We start from the raw sequence: 18,394 nt of genomic DNA, 5'->3' as shown, positions 1-18,394 counted from the left end.
GGGGGAGCGCGAGACCATGACGCAGTCTGACATCACCATTGAGAGACTGGCCGATGTCGGTGCCGGTGACGCGGCATACCTCGTCTCGAAGATTCGCACCATACCGGGATTCCCCAAAGAGGGCATCAAATTCCGTGATTTCATGCCGGTGCTGGCGGATGGCAAGGGGCTGCGCATTCTCATGAAGGCGCTCCAGGCCAGCCTTCCCGTCACCGAAGACTCGTTCGACGCGGTGGCAGGGCGGGAGGCCAGAGGGTTCCTGTTCGGCCCCGCCCTCGCGGCCATGCTCGGCAAGGGGTTCATCGCGATCCGCAAGGCGGGCAAGCTGCCGCCGGAGACCATCGCCGAGGAATACGATCTCGAATACGGCACCGAAAAAGTGGAGATCGAGACGTCGGCCATCCGTCCGGGCGATCGGGTGCTGATCGTCGACGATCTCATCGCGACCGGCGGCACGGCGAAGGCAGCCATGGATCTGGTCGAGGCGGCCGGGGGCACGGTCGTCGGATTCAGTTTCGTCATGGGGCTGCGAGGACTCGACGGACTGGACAAACTGGGCGACAAACCCAGCAGCACACTGGTGTCGATGCCGGCGTGACCCGGCGGTGCCGTGCGTCGGGACGCGCCGCACGGCACCAATCATCATTCGAAGAACACATCATAGGAACGTGAGGCGTCGAACATGGATCTTTATGAATACCAGGCACGAGAATTGCTGGAGGAACAGCATATTCCCACGCCGCGGGCCGTTTTCGCCCAGAACTCCCACGAGGTCGCCGAAGCGGCCGATGCCATCGGATACCCGTGCGTGATCAAGGCCCAGGTCAAGATCGGCCATCGTGGCCAGGCGGGCGGCATCAAGATCGCCCACAACCGGGACGAAGCGATACTGCTGTCCGAATCCATCCTCCCGATGACCATCCACGGCCATAAGGTCAACGGTGTGCTCGTCGCCGAGGCGAAGAACATCCTGCACGAGTACTACGTGTCGATATCCGTGGACCGCACATCGCGGGACTTCGATGTCCTCGCCACCGCGAACGGCGGCACCGAAGTCGAGGAGATCGCCAAGGAACATCCGGAATCGGTCAAGCGTCTGCACATCAACGCCCTCGGCGATTTCGACATGGAGGCCGCCAAGCGCATGGCTGGCCAGATCGGCTTCTACCACGCCGACCTGGATCAGGCCGCCAACATCCTGCTGCGCATGTGGCAGTGCTTCAAGGACAACGACGCGACGCTGGTGGAGATCAACCCGCTCGCCAAGATCGGCGATCCCGACGATGAGGCGTCCAAATCACTGTGCGCCCTCGACGCCAAGATATCGTTGGACGGCAATGCGGCGTTCCGGCACGACGGGTGGGCCCGCTTCGACGATCCGATGCAGGCCGATCCGTTCGAGGCGGCGGCAGCCGAACACGGGCTGCACTACGTGCACCTCGACGGTCAGGTCGGCGTGATCGGCAACGGCGCCGGATTGGTCATGAGCTCGCTCGACGCCGTCTGGGACGCCGGCAAGGAGCAGGGCACGAATGTCACGCCTGCGAACTTCCTCGACATCGGAGGTGGCGCGTCCGCCGCGGTGATGAGTGACAGCCTGTCCATCGTGCTGTCCGACCCGCAGGTGGAATCCGTGTTCATCAACGTCTACGGCGGCATCACCTCATGCGAGCAGGTCGCCAAGGGCATCCTGCAGGCGTTCGAGGAGCTGCACACATCGAAGCCGCTCGTGGTCCGCTTCGATGGCAATGCCGCAGCCGAGGGCCTGCAAATCCTCGCCGCGGCGAACAACCCCAACCTGCATGTGGAAGGCACCATGGAGCAGGCCGCAGCCGAGGCCGCCCGTCTGGCGGCGAACGCCAAGGCATCGAAGGAGGCCAAGCAATGACCGCATTCATCCAGGAGGGTGCTCCCGTCATCGTCCAAGGCATGACCGGGCATCAGGGCATGACACACACCGCCCGCATGCTCCGTGCCGGTACGAACATCGTCGGCGGCGTCAACCCGCGCAAGGCGGGCAGCCAAGTGACGTTCGAGGCCGCGCGTGAGGGCAGGGACGTCTCCGTTCCGGTGTACGCCACGTGCGCCGAAGCCAAGGAGGCGACGGGCGCCCAGGCCAGTGTGGTCTTCGTGCCGCCACGGTTCGCCAAAGGCGCCGTGGTCGAGGCCGTCGAAGCCGGAATCGGGCTCATCGTGGTCATCACCGAAGGCATTCCCGTTGCGGACAGCGCCTACTTCGTCGAACTCGCCCTTCAGCGTGGCGTGCGCATCATCGGACCGAACTGCCCCGGCCTGCTCACCCTGCCGTCGCAGGAGAACGAGCATGGCGTCAACCTCGGCATCATCCCCGATGGCATCGTGGGCCGTGGCCCCATCGGACTGGTCTCCAAGTCCGGCACACTGACCTACCAGCTGATGGGCGAGCTGAGCGACATCGGCTTCACCGCCTGCCTGGGCGTCGGCGGCGACCCCCTCGTCGGCACCACGCTGCTGGAGGCCTTGCAGGAATTCGAGCAGGATGCCGACACGAAGGCAGTGGTCATGATCGGCGAAATCGGAGGCAGCGCGGAGCAGGACGCCGCGGCATGGGCCGCAGAGCACATGACCAAGCCCGTCGTCGCATACATCGCCGGATTCACCGCGCCGGAAGGCAAGCAGATGGGCCATGCCGGCGCCATCGTCTCCGGAGGCAAGGGAACCGCGCAGGACAAGAAAATCGCGCTGGAAGCCGCCGGTATTCCCGTCGGACGCACTCCCGGTCAGACCGCGGACCTCATGCGCAAGGTGCTCGCCGAACGCTCGCTGGTATGAGGAAGCGTATCCAGGCCTGGCTCAGGAGGCCGATCATCGCCATCGGCTCGATGGCGTTGTACGCCATCGCCCTGGGCTGCTTTCTTGCGCTCATGCTGCTGGTCATCTCGATGGAGGAAGGTGGGGAAAACCTGTCGTCCTCGACGTTGGACATGACCCGCATCGTGGTCCTGCTCAGCCAGGGCATCGGATTCGAGACCGACTCGCTTTCCCTGTCCATCATGCCGTTGCTGCTCACCGTGCTGCTGATAGGTCTGGTCTGGTCGTTCAGCCGGAAGATATGCACGGATATCCGCGCATACGTCAGCGGCGTGGTGGTCTGGATTTTCATCAACGTCATGGGCACGCAGTCACTTCCCGTCGGATTGCTTAACTGGCCGGCTCTGGTATGCGTCAAATCGGCCGTGGTGTTCTCGCTTGGATTCGCCGGCGCCGCGCTGTCGAAGGGCCCGTTCTCTGGGCAGCTGCGTGAACTTATCCGTCATCATGTGTCCGACGGCGTGCGCCGCACGATCAGGACCGGCCTGATGGTGGGTGTCATCATGATGGGCGTGTACCTGGTCATGGGACTGATCACCGTCATCGTGTGGGGCGTGCTGAACCGTTCGGCCATGGACTCGCTGTTCGCCGACATCGGCATGGGGACCGGCTCGCGCATACTGACGACGATCGCATCGCTTGCATGGCTGCCCAACCTGTGCATATGGGCGGTCTCGTGGCTGTTCGGTGCCGGATTCCACATCGGAGAGCTTGCGACATTCACCCTTTGGATCGGGCAGGGGCGTTCGCTTCCGCCTCTTCCTGTTTTCGGCCTGCTTCCGCAGGCAGTCGGCGATGAAGGCATACGGTTCGCCGTCGTGCTGATTCCGCTGGTCGTCGGATTCGTCGCCGGGCTGGCATCCATGGCGATGAAATCCGGTTTCCGCATCATCGTCGGCAGCGCGTCCGATCCCCTCGACCGCAAGGACCTGATTCTCGAACTCGCCTACCCGGCGGGCGGGTTCTGCCTGTCGAGCGTGGTCATATCTCTGCTGTCGTCGGTCATGTTCGGGGTGTCGAACGGGTCGCTGGGAAAGGCCAGGCTCAAATACGTCGGCGTCGACGTGATGCAGTCCGCGCAGGCCGTCGGACGTCCGAGCGCCATGGGACTGTGCATGGCCTGGGTGCTGGCGCTGATTGGCGTCGCCATTGTTTTCGGGATACGCTGGATTGCACGAAGAACGGGGGCACAACGAGCCGCAACAACGCACCCGCGTACCATCGTTTCCCGCAAGTCCATACAATCAACAACCAAGAAGGAGCACGATGACCAACACGAATCGACCGATACGACGGGCTCTGGTGTCCGTCTTCCATAAGGAAGGCATCGAAGTACTGGCTGAGGCCTTCATCAAGGCCGGCACCGAAGTGGTGTCCACCGGCTCGACCGCCAAGCGCCTCGCCGAACTCGGCGTCGCCGTCACTGAGGTGAGCGAGGTCACCGGATTCCCGGAGTGCCTCGACGGCCGTGTCAAGACGCTCGACCCGCACATCCACGCCGGCATCCTCGCCGACATGACCAACCCCGATCACGCTGCCCAGCTTGAGAAGTTCGGCATCAAGCCCTTCGACCTGGTCGTCGTCAACTTGTACCCGTTCGCCGATACGGTTCGTTCCGGCGCCGACGAGGCCGCGGTCATCGAGAAGATCGACATCGGCGGCCCGTCCATGGTGCGTGGCGCGGCGAAGAACAGCGCCACCGTCGCCATCGTCACCGACCCGGCCGACTATGCGCTCGTCGCGGCCCGTGTGGCCAATGGTGAAGGCTTCAGTCTGGAGGAGCGCCGCTGGCTGGCCGGCAAGGCGTTCGCCCACACCGCCGCCTATGACGCTACCATCAACGAGTGGACCGCCAAGCACTGGCCCAAGCCCGCCACCGTCGAATCCGCCGACCCGGCCGAAGGCGAGAACCCGGTCAACGAGGCGAAGTTCCCGGCCGCGTTCACCCGCACCTGGGACCGCGCGCACACGCTGCGCTACGGCGAGAACTCCCACCAGCAGGCCGCCCTCTACCTCGACCCGCTCGACCGCGACGGCTTCGCGCACGCCGAACAGCTCGGCGGCAAGCCGATGAGCTACAACAACTACGTGGACGCCGACGCCGCATGGCGCGCCGTGTGGGATATGGCACCCGCCATCGCCGTGGCCGTGGTCAAGCACAACAACCCGTGCGGCCTCGCCATCGGAGCCACCGCGGCCGAGGCTCACAAGAAGGCCCACGCCTGCGATCCGGTGAGCGCCTACGGCGGCGTCATCGCCTGCAACACCACCGTCACGTTGGAGATGGCCGAAAGCGTTCGCCCGATCTTCACCGAGGTCATCGTCGCCCCCGCCTACGAGGACGCGGCGCTTGAACTGCTCAAGACCAAGAAGAAGAACCTGCGCATCCTCAAGGTGTCCGAGCCGCCGAAGGGCCACACGCAGTTCCGCCAGATCGACGGCGGCCTGCTCGTGCAGGACATGGACCTCATCAATGCCACCGGCGACGATCCGGACGCATGGAAGCTCGTGGCCGGCGAACCCGCCGATGAGGCCACGCTCAAGGACCTCGTGTTCGCCTGGCGCGCCATCCGCTGCGTCAAGTCCAACGCCATCCTGCTCGCGCACGACCAGGCCACGGTCGGCATCGGTATGGGCCAGGTCAACCGCGTGGACTCCTGCCATCTGGCCGTCGATCGTGCCAACACGCTGGCCGACGGCGCCGATCGCGCCACCGGTTCGGTCGCCGCGTCCGACGCGTTCTTCCCGTTCGCAGATGGCGCCGAGACGCTGATGAACGCCGGTGTAAAGGCCATCGTGCAGCCCGGCGGATCCATCCGTGACGAGGAGGTCATCGAGGCGGCCAAGAAGGCCGGTGTGACGATGTACCTGACCGGCACCCGTCACTTCTTCCACTGATCCGCCGCCCGGTCACCGATTCACGGATCGGCCGCCGACCGTCAAGGGTTCGCGGCCGATCCATCACGATAACCAATCCCCGAGGAAGCTCCATGAATCAGCATCATCCATACGTGTCCGAAGTCCACGAGGGCAAGCCGGCATTCGAGTGGTGCGTGCTCGGCGTCGTCATCGTCGCCCTGGTCGTCGCCTTCCTCGGATATACGATGGCCGCGACGGTGATCATCGCCGTCACGGCCATCGTCACGGCCCTGCTGCGCATCATCATGCGCGAGAAGAGCCCTTGGAAAGTCCGGTCAGTCCTGTTCGACGCCATTATCGGCATCGGTTTGGGGCTGGGACTGCTTCTGTTGTATTTCGCACCGTCACTGTTCTGGATTCGTTGACGGAACCTGGGGCGCCGCATTGACCGCCGCGTCCACGGCGATGTCATGTGCATCCGCCTCAGCGTCCGTCGCCTCGTCGATGGGCGCATCCGCAGGCGTCTTCGGCTTGCGTTTCGATGCCATATCAGCGATGATCATGACCAGCGCCACGATCGCCGCGGCCAGGACCGGCGCCAGCCAGAAGATCCACAACTGCTGCAGCGGCTGCGTTGAAAGACCCTGATTCTGCCCGAACAGCGCGATGCCGGTGGCGCGGGCCGGGTTCAGCGCGGCACCGGTGACCGTATAGGTCATGGCCACGCCGAGGCCGTATGCGGCGCCGATCACCGGAGCGTACGTCGCATTCGGCTTGCCGTTCGCATCGGTGTGACGCATCGCGACCGCGATGATGATGATCGCGGCGATCACCTCGACGACGATGGCCATGGAGATGCCGAAGCTCACCGATGCGCTGCTGGTGGTGGCGCTCGATACGGAACCGGTGCCATAACCGTTGACGGCGGGCGTCAGCCACGTCTTCATGGTGACGGTCTGCGAGGTCGGCAGGATCCACCTGACCGCGCCGGCCGCCGCGATCGCTCCGACCACCTGCACGATGACGTACAGGATGCCGGCGACTACCTTGGTCTTGCCGGTGAGTATCGCCGCCACGGTGATGGCGGGATTGAACTGGCCTCCGGAGACACGCCCGAGCATCGCGGTGACGACCGCGTACGCCAACGCGGTGCCCACGACGATGTACGCCAGGTCAAGCCCGTAGATCGAAGTGCCGAACGTGCAGATCATATAGATGGCGAAGCAGACGAGGAAGCTGCCTGCAAGCTCCGCGCACACGCGCGCCCCGATCGGATAAGCGCTTGGCTCGGTGTTCTGTTCTTCAGTCATGATGTTGTAGTGTCCTTTTTCTGATGTTGCGGGCTTTGCGACCCGCCGAACGTTGCAAGTTTACCAACGGGGGGACGATACGATACAATGTATTGGCTGTGTTTTCCCTGTGAGTTTGTCCGGGAGCGCAGATTCATTGTCAATGTCCGGCCACGTTGGGAGAACGATGCCAAACGCATATTCGCGCGCACTCAAAGCGCATGACGACAACAACAACGAAGGAATCCGCCTGCAGAAGATCCTCGCGCAAGCGGGCTTCGGATCACGCCGCAAGTGCGAGCAGATGATCACCGATGGGCGTGTCGAGGTCGACGGGGAGCTGGTGACCGAACTCGGCACCCGCGTCGATCCGAAGAAGCAGCACATCCGTGTGGACGGCTCGCGCGTCCACCTCAACCCGAACCATGTCACGTTGGCGCTCAACAAGCCCAAGAAGGTGCTCAGCGCCATGGACGACCCGAAAGGCCGCTACACGCTGGCCGACATCATCGGGGACAAGTACGAGCGCGTGTTCCACATGGGCCGCCTCGACTACGATTCCGAGGGCCTGATCCTCATGACCAACGACGGCGAGCTGAGCCAGCACGTCATGCACCCGAAGTACGAGGTGGAGAAGACCTACATCGCCACGATTGATGGCAAGATCGGCGGCAACGTCTGCCGGCGCCTGGTGACCCAGGGCGTCCAGCTGGATGACGGCCTGGTCAAGCTGGACCATTGCGCCATCATCGACGCCAACCGCGACCAGACCATCGTCAAGGTGGTGCTCCACTCCGGCAAGAACCGTATCGTCCGCCGCATCTTCGGCGCCATCGGATACCCGGTTCGCCGTCTGGTGCGCACCCAGATCGGGCCGATCAAGCTCGGTGACCTCAAGTCCGGCACCTATCGTGTGCTGTCCCAGGTCGAGGTCCGTTCCCTGCAGAAGGAGGTCGGGCTGTGATACGAGTCGCCATCGACGGCCCTGCGGGCGTCGGAAAGTCCTCCACTTCGAAGGCGCTGGCCCGCCATTTCGGCTTCGCCTACCTCGATACCGGCGCCATGTACCGCGCATGCGCCTGGTGGTGCCTGCATCAGGGCATCGACCTCGACGGCGATCAGGTGGATGAGCAGCAGATCACCGAAGCAGTCGCCGAATTCTTCACCGGCGACCACTTCGACATCGGCGTCGACCCGGACCATCCGAGCATCACCGCCGACGGCGAGGACATCAGTGAGGCCATCCGCTCCTCCGAGGTCTCCTCGCACGTGTCGAAGGTGTCGAACGTCATCCCGGTGCGCCACGTGCTCATCGCCGCGCAGCGCGCCTACATTGCGCGCGAGTCCGCGGCCGACTCCTTCTCGCTGGGCCGCGGCATCGTCGCGGAGGGCCGTGACATCACCACGGTCGTGGCTCCCGATGCCGAGGTGCGTGTGCTGCTGACCGCCCGGGAAGAGGTGCGTCAGGCGCGCCGCACGGGGCAGGCCGTCGCCGGCGCCGGCGTGGGGGGCGAGGACGTGGCCGCCCGCGACCGCGCCGATTCCAAGGTCACCAGCTTCCTGACCGCGGCGGACGGCGTGACCACCGTCGACAACTCCGATATGGATTTCCAGCAGACGATGGATGTGCTGATCACGCTGGTCGCGGACGCGGTCGAAGTGCAGGAGTACGAGCAGTATGCCGCCAATCTGAGCGATTACGAACTGGATGAGGGCGACGAGCAGATCATCGCCGGTTCCCGGTACGGGATCGAAGACGAGTCGCCGGCTCCCAAGGCCGTCGGAGTGCTCGCCGTGGTCGGCCGCCCGAACGTGGGCAAGTCGACGCTCGTCAACCGCATCCTCGGCCGTCGCGCCGCGGTCGTCGAAGACACGCCCGGAGTGACCCGGGACCGTGTCAGCTACGATGCGGAATGGTCCGGCACCGAATTCAAGCTCGTCGACACCGGCGGCTGGGAGGCCGACGTCGAAGGCATCGAATCCGCCATCGCCTCGCAGGCGCAGATCGCCGTGCAGCTGTCTGACGCGGTCATCCTCGTCGTGGACGGCCACGTGGGGCTGACGGACACCGACGAGCGCATCGTCAAGATGCTGCGGGCCAGCGGCAAGCCGGTCACGCTCGCGGTGAACAAGGTCGACGACGGGGCCAGCGAATACCTGACCGCCGAGTTCTGGAAGCTTGGCATGGGCGAGCCTTACGGGATCTCGGCCATGCACGGCAGGGGAGTCGGCGACCTGCTTGACGCCGCGCTGGATTCGCTGCGCAAGGCGGACAAGACCTCGGGCTTCCTCACGCCGACGCATCTGCGGCGTGTCGCGCTCGTCGGCCGCCCGAACGTGGGCAAGTCGTCGCTGCTCAACCAGCTCGCCGGCGAACAGCGTGCCGTGGTCAACGACCTCGCCGGCACGACCCGCGACCCGGTCGACGAGACCATCGACATCGACGGCGAGGACTGGCTGTTCATCGACACCGCCGGCATCAAGCGTCGACTGCACAAGGTGTCCGGCGCCGACTACTACTCGTCCCTGCGCACGCAGGCCGCAATCGAGCGCTCCGAGCTCGCGCTGGTCTTGTTCGACTCGTCCCAGCCCATCTCCGACCAGGATCTGAAGGTGATGAGCCAGGCGGTCGACGCCGGTCGCGCGGTGGTGCTGGTGTTCAACAAGTGGGACCTGATGGACGATTTCGGCCGGCAGCGGCTGGAGCGCCTGTGGAAGACCGAGTTCAACCGCGTGACGTGGGCGCAGCGCGTCAACCTGTCCGCGAAGACCGGATGGCACACGAACCGCCTCGCCGACGCGATGCGCAACGCGCTGGAATCCTGGGACAAGCGCATTCCCACCGGGCGTCTCAACGCCTTCCTCGGCCAGATCCAGGCCGCGCACCCGCATCCGCTGCGCGGAGGCAAGCAGCCACGTATCCTGTTCGCCACGCAGGCGTCCACGCGTCCGCCGCGCTTCGTGATCTTCGCCACCGGATTCCTGGAGCACGGCTACCGCCGGTTCCTTGAGCGCTCCCTGCGCGAGGAGTTCGGCTTCGAAGGCACCCCGATCCAGATCTCCGTCAACATCAGGGAGAAGAAGCGCCGCAAGTGACGCGGGGTCTCTCCCTGCACGGATGAGCGTGCATGCGCGGCCGTCGCGGATTCCTCCGCGGCGGCCGCCTTCGTTGCCGGGCCGCGATCCCGGCCCGCTCCGGCCCGCGGCCACGCCCAGAATGTAGGACGGAACGCGCGGTTGTCGTCTGCCATGAATTACAGTGGCGACTGACCGAACGATCTATAAGGGAGCATTATGTCGGTTTTGGACGAATTGGTTGCCGGGGCGTTGGAAGACCAGCGTTCCCGCGAATGTGTCGTGTCTCTTGAGGATGTGAGGCGGGCCGCTCTGGCCGCGCCGGCGCCTATCGACGCGACGCGATGGCTCAAGCGTCCGGACGGCATCCCCGTGATCGCCGAAATCAAGCGCGCCTCCCCATCCAAGGGGCATTTGAGCGATATCCCCGACCCGGCGGCCCTGGCCCGCGAATACGAGCGCGGCGGTGCGAGCGCGATTTCCGTGCTCACCGAAGGCCGGCGGTTCCTCGGCTCGCTGGACGATTTCGACAAGGTCCGCTCGGCGGTTCACATTCCGCTGCTGCGCAAGGACTTCATCGTCACCGACTACCAGATCTACGAGGCGCGTGCCCACGGCGCCGACCTAGTGCTGCTCATCGTCGCCGCGCTGGATGACGACAAGCTCGCGCACCTGCTTGAACTCGCCCACGAGCTCGGCATGGCTGTGCTCGTCGAAACGCACACCACCGAGGAGATCCGCCGCGCGGTCGCGGCCGGCGCCCGGATCATCGGCATCAACGCGCGCAATCTCAAGAACCTGAAGGTTGACGTGAACAAATACGCCGAACTCGCCGAAGGACTGCCCGATGACGTGATCCGCGTCGCAGAGTCGGGCGTGTTCGGTTCGGTCGAGGTCGAGGATTACGGTCGCGCCGGCGCGGATGCCGTGCTGGTGGGCGAAGGCGTGGCTACCGCCGACGACCATGTGGCCGCCGTACAACGACTAGTAAAGGCAGGTCAGAGAGTGAAAGCATCCGAATCGACCCCGTTGAGCGAGCATCAGGGACCATATTGGGGACAGTTCGGCGGGCGATACGTGCCGGAGGCACTGATCACCGCTCTGGACGAGCTGGAGCGCGTCTATGATCAGGCCAAGGCCGACCCCGAGTTCCGTAAGGAATTCATGACGTTGCAGCATCGGTACGTCGGCCGTCCGAGCCCGCTGACGGAAGCCCCGCGATTCGCCGCGCTGGTCAAGGACAGGACCGGACTCGACGCCCGCATCTTCTTGAAGCGCGAGGACCTCAACCACACCGGCGCGCACAAGATCAACAACGCGCTCGGCCAGGCGTTGCTCGTCAAGCGCATGGGCAAGACCCGCGTGATCGCCGAGACCGGTGCCGGACAGCACGGCGTGGCCACCGCCACCGTGTGCGCGATGCTAGGGCTCAAGTGCCGCGTGTACATGGGGCAGATCGACGCCCGACGTCAGGCCCTCAACGTGGCCCGCATGCGTATGCTGGGCGCCGAGGTCGTCGAAGTGACACTGGGCGACAAGATTCTCAAGGATGCAATCAACGAGGCGCTGCGCGATTGGGTGACCAACGTCGCCGATACGCACTACCTGCTCGGCACGGTCGCCGGACCGCACCCGTTCCCGGCCATGGTTCGCGACTTCCAGAAGATCATCGGCGAGGAGGCCAAGCAGCAACTTCAGGACTGGTACGGCATCGACCACCCGGACGCGGTGTGCGCGTGCGTCGGTGGCGGATCCAACGCCATCGGCGTGATGAACGCGTTCCTCGACGACGAGCGCGTGAACCTGTACGGCTATGAGGCGGGCGGCAACGGGCCGGCCTCGGGCCATCATGCGATCCGTTTCGCACCGGGCACCGGACAGCTCGGCATGTTCCAGGATGCCAAGAGCTACCTGTTGGAGACCGATGAAGGACAGACTCTCGACACGTATTCGATTTCGGCCGGTCTCGATTACGCTTCCGTCGGCCCCGAGCACGCTTGGCTCAAGGAGATCGGGCGCGTGAACTACTCCTGGGCCACCGACGAGGAGGCTATGAACGCCTTCCGCGACCTGAGCCAGACCGAGGGCATCATCCCCGCCATCGAGAGCTCGCATGCCGTCGCTGGCGCCTTCAAGGCCGCCGCTGATCTGAAGGCCAAGGGATACGACAAGGCCGTGATGATCGTCAACATCTCCGGCCGCGGCGACAAGGACATGGCCACCGCGGGCAAATGGTTCGGATACCTGACCGACGAGCAGGCCGCGGCGCTCGATGTCACCGGCGCGCAGGGCGACACCGTCGCCTGAACCGGTCCGTGAAGCAGAAGGATTTTTTGATTATGACGAATACAGCAACCACACCGTCCGGACAGCCGCTCGGCATCAGTCACAAGCCCAGCGCGACGGAAGCCATGTTCGACCGGCTCAAGGCCGAAAACAAGCCGGCCTTCATCGGATACCTGCCGTATGGCTTCCCGAACCCCGACATCTCACTCGACGCGCTCAGGATCATGGTCGAGCACGGCGTCGACGCGGTCGAGATCGGCCTGCCGTACTCCGACCCGGTGATGGACGGCCCCGTCATCCAGGCGGCCAGCCAGATCGCCCTGAACAACGGGGAAAGCATCAACGGCGTGTTCAAGGCGGTCGAGACGGTGGCCAACGCCGGCGGCGTGCCACTCATCATGAGCTATTGGAACCTGATCTACCATTACGGCGTCGAACGGTTCGCCTGCGATTTCGAGAACGCCGGCGGTGCCGGCCTGATTACCCCCGACCTCATCCCCGATGAGGCTGGCGAGTGGATCGAGGCTTCGGATCGTCACGGACTCGACCGCATCTTCCTGGTCTCCCCGGATTCGGCCTCCGAACGTCTCGAACTGGTCGCCCGCAACGCACGCGGCTTCGTCTACGCGGCATCCCGTATGGGCGTTACCGGCGAGCGCGACACCATCAGCGCATCGCCCGAAACGCTTGTCGAGCGTGCCCGCAACGCCGGGGCGAGAAACGTGTGCGTGGGTATCGGCGTATCCACCCCGGAGCAGGGCGCGAAGGTCGGCGCCTACGCCGACGGCGTCATCGTCGGTTCTGCTCTGGTGCACACCCTGCTTGACGACGACAACGTCACCGCGAAAACGCCGAAGGAAGGACTGCGCGACCTGGCCGCCAAGGTCGAGGCGCTGTCCGAGGGCATCCACAACGAGTCACGCTGACACACCCCCGCGCCGGCGGGCTGCCTTTACCGTGCATCCGCCGGCCATGGGGTAGGGTAGATGGCGGTAACAGCGGTCTAGACAAACGAGGCACTGCATGAATCTTGCGTATATCCCCTCACCGGGGTTCTCCAAGTTCTCCATCGGACCGGTGACGATCCACATGTATGCGATCTGCATCCTGACGGGAATCATCTTCGCCGTGTGGATCCTCACCGTCAGATGGAAGAAGAACGGGGGCACCTTCGACCAGGTGCTGGACACCACGCTGGTCGCAGTGCCCTGCGGCCTGGTCGGGGCCCGTCTGTACCACTGCATCACGACGCCCGACATCTACTTCCCGCCAACCGGCAACCTCATCAACATCCTCAAGGTGTGGGAAGGCGGCATGGCCATCTTCGGCGGCATCGGGGTGGGGGTCTTGGCCGCGTTCCTGTGGTGCCGCCACCGGCGTTATCCGTTCGCCCTGCTGGCCGATTGCATCGCGCCGGCGCTGATGGTAGCGCAGGCCATCGGACGACTGGGCAACTGGTTCAACCAGGAACTGTACGGCATGCCGACCACGCTGCCATGGGGCCTCAAGCTCAACGATGCGGACGCCATCGGCAAAAGTGAGATCTGCTACAACGGACAGGCATGCCCGACCGGCACGCTGTTCCACCCCACGTTCCTGTACGAGATGATCTGGAACCTGATCGGCGCCGCGATTATCGTGTGGCTCGGCCACAAACTCGTCGACGTGCTCAAATCCGGACAGCAGTTCGCCATGTACATGATGTGGTACGGGCTTGGACGCACCTGGATCGAAAGCATCCGCATCAACTATTCGACGATCATCCTCGGCCTGCGAGTCAACGTGTGGACCGCGATCATCGTGTTCCTTGCCGGGTGCATCCTGTTCGTCGTGTTGTGGCGCTTCGGCAGTGAGACACGCGACCTGACATCCAGACTGCGCGCGGTCACGGCCGACGAGATGGAACGTCAGCGCCAGCTGGAAGAGCGGGCCGCCGCGAAATCCGGCAAGATGGCCAAGACCGCGAAGCCCGAGACTCCCGCCGAAACCGCCGAGAGCGAGATCCATCAGGACTGAGCGCCCGCATCCGTCCGAATCAGGATATCGCACAAGATCATAGAAAACCGCAATACCATAACACACAAACAAGAACGTCGTGTAGGCGCAAGCCGTCTCGTCGTTCTTCCACCATAGAATGAGAGCCATGAGCATACAAATCGCACCCAGCATCCTTTCCGCTGATTTCTGCAACCTCGAACGCGACCTCAAGGCCATCGCCAACGCCGACCTCGTGCATGTCGACGTGATGGACCACCACTTCGTGCCGAACCTCACCCTTGGCGAGCCCATCGTCAAGCGCATCTGCGAGGTCACCGACCTGCCGGTCGACGTGCACCTGATGATCGAGGACCCCGACCGTTGGGCCCCTGAATACGCGAAGCTCGGTGCCGCCTCCATCTCGTTCCATATGGGCGCCACCCACGCGCCGGTGCGTCTGGCCCGCCAGCTGCGTGACATGGGCTGCAAGGCATGCTTCGCCGTGCGTCCCGCCGAGCCGGTCGAACCGATTTTCGACATCCTCGACGAGTTCGACATGGTGCTGATCATGACCGTCGAACCCGGTTTCGGCGGACAGAAGTTCCTGGACAACCAGATGGCGAAGGTTCGTCGCCTGCGTGACGAGATCACGCGTCGGGGCCTGTCCACCCATATTCAGGTCGACGGCGGAGTCAGCCCGAAGACCGCCCACATCGTCGCCGAGGCCGGCGCCGACGTGCTGGTCGCCGGCTCCGCCGTGTACGGCGCTGAGAGCCCGGCCCAGGCCATCGACCAGATCAGGGACAAGGCCGCTGCCGCATACCGCGACTGACGGCGGAAACGCAGAACATGGCAGGCGACGGCTCCGACACCAATGCCGGACCGCGATCGCGGCGACGCCGTCGAGTGCCTCAACCATGCACAATCTCAAGGGACACATATCATGAAGACGTTTGAATCGCTATTCGCCGAACTGTCCGAGAAGGCCGTCACCAAGCCCGAAGGCTCCCTGACCGTGGACGAGCTCGCCAAGGGCACGCACTTCATCGGCAAGAAGATCATCGAAGAGGCGGGGGAGACCTGGATTGCGGCCGAATACGAGGGCGCGGACCGCACGGCCGAAGAGATGAGCCAGCTGCTGTACCATCTCCAGGTCATGATGATCGCCAAGGGCATCACCCTGGAGGACGTTTATAAGCACCTGTGACAAACAGACCGGCCGGTCTGGAGGGAGAAACACCATGCTCAGAATCGCAGTGCCCAACAAGGGCATGTTGTCGGAGCCCGCTTGGAACATGCTGTCCGAGGCGGGGTATCGTCTGCGCTCCAATCCGCGTCAGCTCGTGGTGGAGGACCCGGACAACGACATCGAGCTGTTCTATCTGCGGCCGCTCGACATCGCCGTGTATGTCGGCCGCGGCACCATCGACGTCGGTATCACGGGCCATGACCTGTTGCTGAACTCCGGCACCGAGGCCAGCGAGCACATGGAGCTCGGCTTCGGTGCGTCCACGTTCCGCTTCGCCGCGCCGAACGATTCCGACTTCCATACGCTGCAGGACATCCAGGGCAAGCGTGTGGGCACGTCCTTCGACAAGCTCGTGCACGACTATCTGGTGGCGCACGGCATCGAGGCCGAGACCATCCACCTCGACGGCGCCGTGGAGTCCTCGGTGCAGCTGGGCGTGGCCGACCTCATCGCCGACGTGGTGTCCACCGGCACTACGCTGCGCAACGCCGGCCTGCGCATCTTCGCCGACCCCATCATGCACTCCGAAGCGGTGCTCATCCGCTCCCCGCGTCTCGACCCCGAGGACGAGCGGCTCACCATCCTCAGCCGCCGCCTGCAGGGCGTGCTGACCGCGCAGCGCTACGTGCTGATGGACTATGACATCCCCGTCGGCAAGGTGGCGGCCGCCGTCGCGGTGACCCCCGGATTCGAGAGCCCGACCGTATCCCCGCTGCACGACAAGCAGTGGAATGCGGTGCGCGTGATGGTGCCCAAGGCGAAGGTCAACCAGCTGATGGACAAGCTGTACGAGGTGGGTGCCCGGGCCATCATCGTGACCGCGCTGCAGGCCTCCCGCATGTGACGAATGGTGTTCGACAATGGGTACACAGCAGCACGCCGACGGCGGATACCGCCAGAAGATCAAGCAGAAGTTCAATCAGGAGTACAGCCCCGAGCCGAGGGACATCTACTTCACCGTGCCGAACCTCATCAGCGTCCTGAGAATCGCGTCCATCCCCTTCATCGCATGGCTGGTCGCCGATCACCGGATGGTGCCCGCACTGATCGTCCTCGCCGTTTCGGCCATCACCGACAGCCTCGACGGCATCATCGCGCGCGCCTTCAATCAGGTGAGCAAGATCGGGCAGATCCTCGATCCCATCGCCGACCGCCTGCTGATCATCTGCAGCGTCCTCGCATTGGGCGTCGCCGGGATCATCCCCTGGTGGATGATCATCATCATCGCGGCCAGGGACGCATGGATGATGCTGCTCGTGCTGTGGCTTGCTCAATACGATTACGGCCCGTTGCCGGTGCATTTCGTCGGCAAGGCCGGCACTTTCATGCTGATGGTCTCCATCGTCGCACTGATTTTCTGCGACATCTGGGTGAACCCCTTCGTCGGGCTTCTGCACCTCGCCGCGCTGGCCGCCGGCATCTGGGGCGTCGGACTGTACTGGCTCGCCGGTTGCATCTACAGCAAGCAGGGCATTTCACTGCTGGTGAAAGAGAAACGTGCCGATGGACGCTGATCCGATCAAGCCGCTGTCGTTTTCCGTGCCGGCCGAGAACGCGCCGGTGAAACGTCGCGCGGTGTTTTCGGATTCCGTGGCCCAGTCGCAGTCCCGGCATGTCAGGCCCGCGGAAGGCGGGCAGACCATGCCGGCCCGCCGCAGACGGCTGCATGACGATTCGCTCAAGCTCATCGACGATCTCACCAACCGCCCCATGGATCCGCTGTTCTCGGATTCGAGGCTCGACCAGCGTCCGCGCTCGCGCCTGTCGACGTGGGCGACGAAGTTTCTGGTGTTCGCCATGTGCATCGCCGTCGGTTTCTACGGGTCGCTGTTCATCGAACGGCTGCATTCCGACCCGCGCAAGGTCGTCAGGCAAAGCCTCGCCAGCGAGCTGCGCGAGACGCGCGGCCAGGCCGACACGCTCATGAACGAAGTCAACGATCTGCGCAACCAGGTCACGGAACGATCGAAGAAGCTGGGCGGCACGGGTGAGGATTCGACGCTGGTCAACGACGAGATGGTCAACGGGCTTGTCGCCGTGGAGGGGCCGGGCATCAGCCTGACCTTGGCCGACCCCATCGCCGCCGGCTCCGACGGGGCATCGACGCCACGCGAGTCCAGCGGCATGCAGATTCGCGTGGTCACCGACGCCGACCTGCGGCTGCTGGTGCGACTGCTGTGGCAGGCGGGCGCCGAGGGCATAGCCATCAACGGCAACCGGCTCGGCGTGCAGACATCGGTGCGCAAGGCGGGATCGAACATTCTCGTCGGCGTCACCGCCGTGACCAGCCCGTACACGATCCAGGCGATAGGGGACCGCGACACGCTGGCCTCCGCGGTCAGCAAGTCCACGCAGCGCAGTCTGTATGATTCGTTCGCCCAGGCGGGCATATACCCTCAGGTGAATAAAGAGAGTTCGATTACACTGGAAGCGGCGCCTTCCGGCGAATTGTCCTATGCAAAGAGGAGCGAGTAGATGGCAGCGGTACTAGGTCTCATCATCGGCGTGGTGCTCGGCGTGTTCGTCAAGCCGGATATCCCCATCATTCTGCAGCCGTATCTTCCCATCATGGTGGTCGCTGCGCTTGACGCGCTACTGGGAGCGGCCCGCGCGTACTTCGAGCGCAGCTTCTCCGACAAGGTGTTCGTCATCTCGTTCATCTCGAACGTGGTCACCGCGACGCTGCTGGTGTTCCTGGGCAATCAGCTGGGCGTCGGATCCCAGCTGCAGACGGCCGTCATCGTCGTGCTGGGAATCCGTATCTTCTCGAACGTGTCGGCGATCCGTCGCTTCATCTTCCGGGGGTGAT

18 protein-coding genes are annotated in these 18,394 nt (G+C 64.3%); 17 read left to right on the top strand and 1 reads right to left on the bottom strand.

All coding sequences use genetic code 11. The features are described 5' to 3' along the window. The first annotated feature begins 16 nt into the window (after positions 1–16). The 6 genes from BBBF_RS04965 (at position 17) to BBBF_RS04940 (ending at position 6,134) form a co-directional block, all read left to right on the top strand. Positions 17–598 carry an adenine phosphoribosyltransferase gene (locus BBBF_RS04965; RefSeq protein WP_033509703.1) on the top strand — a complete coding sequence of 194 codons (582 nt, stop codon included), beginning with the start codon at positions 17–19 and terminating at the stop codon, positions 596–598. Between the two features lie 84 nt (positions 599–682). Continuing rightward, positions 683–1,888, top strand: a complete 1,206-nt coding sequence (sucC, locus tag BBBF_RS04960) for an ADP-forming succinate--CoA ligase subunit beta (protein ID WP_021648059.1) — start codon at positions 683–685, stop codon at positions 1,886–1,888. Then, on the top strand, positions 1,885–2,811 hold the full coding sequence (gene sucD / locus BBBF_RS04955; protein ID WP_003813214.1) for a succinate--CoA ligase subunit alpha: 927 nt from the start codon (positions 1,885–1,887) through the stop codon (positions 2,809–2,811). The genes sucC and sucD overlap by 4 nt, the downstream gene beginning before the upstream one ends. Beyond that, on the top strand, positions 2,808–4,169 hold the full coding sequence (locus BBBF_RS04950) for a cell division protein PerM (RefSeq protein ID WP_021648058.1): 1,362 nt from the start codon (positions 2,808–2,810) through the stop codon (positions 4,167–4,169). The genes sucD and BBBF_RS04950 overlap by 4 nt, the downstream gene beginning before the upstream one ends. Continuing rightward, positions 4,117–5,748, top strand: coding sequence for a bifunctional phosphoribosylaminoimidazolecarboxamide formyltransferase/IMP cyclohydrolase (purH, locus tag BBBF_RS04945; RefSeq protein ID WP_033509701.1), 1,632 nt, complete (start codon positions 4,117–4,119; stop codon positions 5,746–5,748). The genes BBBF_RS04950 and purH overlap by 53 nt, the downstream gene beginning before the upstream one ends. Before the next feature lie 92 nt (positions 5,749–5,840). Beyond that, positions 5,841–6,134, top strand: coding sequence for a hypothetical protein (locus BBBF_RS04940; protein WP_003813210.1), 294 nt, complete (start codon positions 5,841–5,843; stop codon positions 6,132–6,134). Here BBBF_RS04940 and BBBF_RS04935 read toward each other — a convergent pair. Next, positions 6,114–7,019: an aquaporin gene (locus BBBF_RS04935; protein ID WP_003813207.1), complete on the bottom strand. Its 906-nt coding sequence runs from the start codon at positions 7,017–7,019 to the stop codon at positions 6,114–6,116. The two genes, BBBF_RS04940 and BBBF_RS04935, sit on opposite strands and share 21 nt — an antisense overlap. Positions 7,020–7,185: 166 nt before the next feature. Here BBBF_RS04935 and BBBF_RS04930 point away from each other — a divergent pair, with 166 nt between their 5' ends. From BBBF_RS04930 to BBBF_RS04880, 11 genes are all read left to right on the top strand, one after another. Next, positions 7,186–7,962: a pseudouridine synthase gene (locus BBBF_RS04930; protein WP_003813203.1), complete on the top strand. Its 777-nt coding sequence runs from the start codon at positions 7,186–7,188 to the stop codon at positions 7,960–7,962. Continuing rightward, the gene (gene der / locus BBBF_RS04925) at positions 7,959–10,094 is read left to right on the top strand and encodes a bifunctional cytidylate kinase/GTPase Der (RefSeq protein ID WP_021648055.1); all 2,136 of its coding nucleotides are present in this window, start codon (positions 7,959–7,961) and stop codon (positions 10,092–10,094) included. The genes BBBF_RS04930 and der overlap by 4 nt, the downstream gene beginning before the upstream one ends. A gap of 198 nt (positions 10,095–10,292) precedes the next feature. Continuing rightward, positions 10,293–12,380 carry a bifunctional indole-3-glycerol phosphate synthase/tryptophan synthase subunit beta gene (locus BBBF_RS04920; RefSeq protein ID WP_021648054.1) on the top strand — a complete coding sequence of 696 codons (2,088 nt, stop codon included), beginning with the start codon at positions 10,293–10,295 and terminating at the stop codon, positions 12,378–12,380. A 32-nt stretch (positions 12,381–12,412) separates the two neighbouring features. Then, positions 12,413–13,285: a tryptophan synthase subunit alpha gene (trpA, locus tag BBBF_RS04915; protein WP_003813197.1), complete on the top strand. Its 873-nt coding sequence runs from the start codon at positions 12,413–12,415 to the stop codon at positions 13,283–13,285. A gap of 97 nt (positions 13,286–13,382) precedes the next feature. Continuing rightward, positions 13,383–14,375 carry a prolipoprotein diacylglyceryl transferase gene (gene lgt, locus BBBF_RS04910; RefSeq protein ID WP_021648052.1) on the top strand — a complete coding sequence of 331 codons (993 nt, stop codon included), beginning with the start codon at positions 13,383–13,385 and terminating at the stop codon, positions 14,373–14,375. A 127-nt stretch (positions 14,376–14,502) separates the two neighbouring features. Beyond that, positions 14,503–15,168: a ribulose-phosphate 3-epimerase gene (gene rpe / locus BBBF_RS04905; RefSeq protein ID WP_003813194.1), complete on the top strand. Its 666-nt coding sequence runs from the start codon at positions 14,503–14,505 to the stop codon at positions 15,166–15,168. Positions 15,169–15,279: 111 nt separating this feature from the next. Continuing rightward, positions 15,280–15,543: a phosphoribosyl-ATP diphosphatase gene (locus BBBF_RS04900; protein ID WP_003813192.1), complete on the top strand. Its 264-nt coding sequence runs from the start codon at positions 15,280–15,282 to the stop codon at positions 15,541–15,543. A 34-nt stretch (positions 15,544–15,577) separates the two neighbouring features. Then, positions 15,578–16,429 (top strand): ATP phosphoribosyltransferase, encoded by an 852-nt coding sequence (gene hisG / locus BBBF_RS04895; RefSeq protein WP_003813190.1) that lies wholly within the window; start codon positions 15,578–15,580, stop codon positions 16,427–16,429. Positions 16,430–16,445: 16 nt separating this feature from the next. Next, a complete protein-coding gene (locus BBBF_RS04890) occupies positions 16,446–17,099 on the top strand; it encodes a CDP-alcohol phosphatidyltransferase family protein (RefSeq protein ID WP_003813188.1) in 654 nt (217 codons plus the stop codon). Next, entirely contained in the window at positions 17,089–18,060 is a 972-nt protein-coding gene (locus BBBF_RS04885; RefSeq protein WP_021648049.1) for a DUF881 domain-containing protein, read from the top strand. Before BBBF_RS04890 ends, BBBF_RS04885 begins: the two co-directional genes overlap by 11 nt. Then, positions 18,061–18,393: a small basic family protein gene (locus BBBF_RS04880; protein WP_003813185.1), complete on the top strand. Its 333-nt coding sequence runs from the start codon at positions 18,061–18,063 to the stop codon at positions 18,391–18,393. Position 18,394: the final 1 nt, after the last annotated feature.

Source organism: Bifidobacterium bifidum ATCC 29521 = JCM 1255 = DSM 20456 (genome assembly GCF_001025135.1).
Lineage (GTDB): Bacteria > Actinomycetota > Actinomycetes > Actinomycetales > Bifidobacteriaceae > Bifidobacterium > Bifidobacterium bifidum.
Note: the sequence above shows the minus strand (reverse complement) of the source record. Positions and strands in the feature narration are given on the sequence as shown.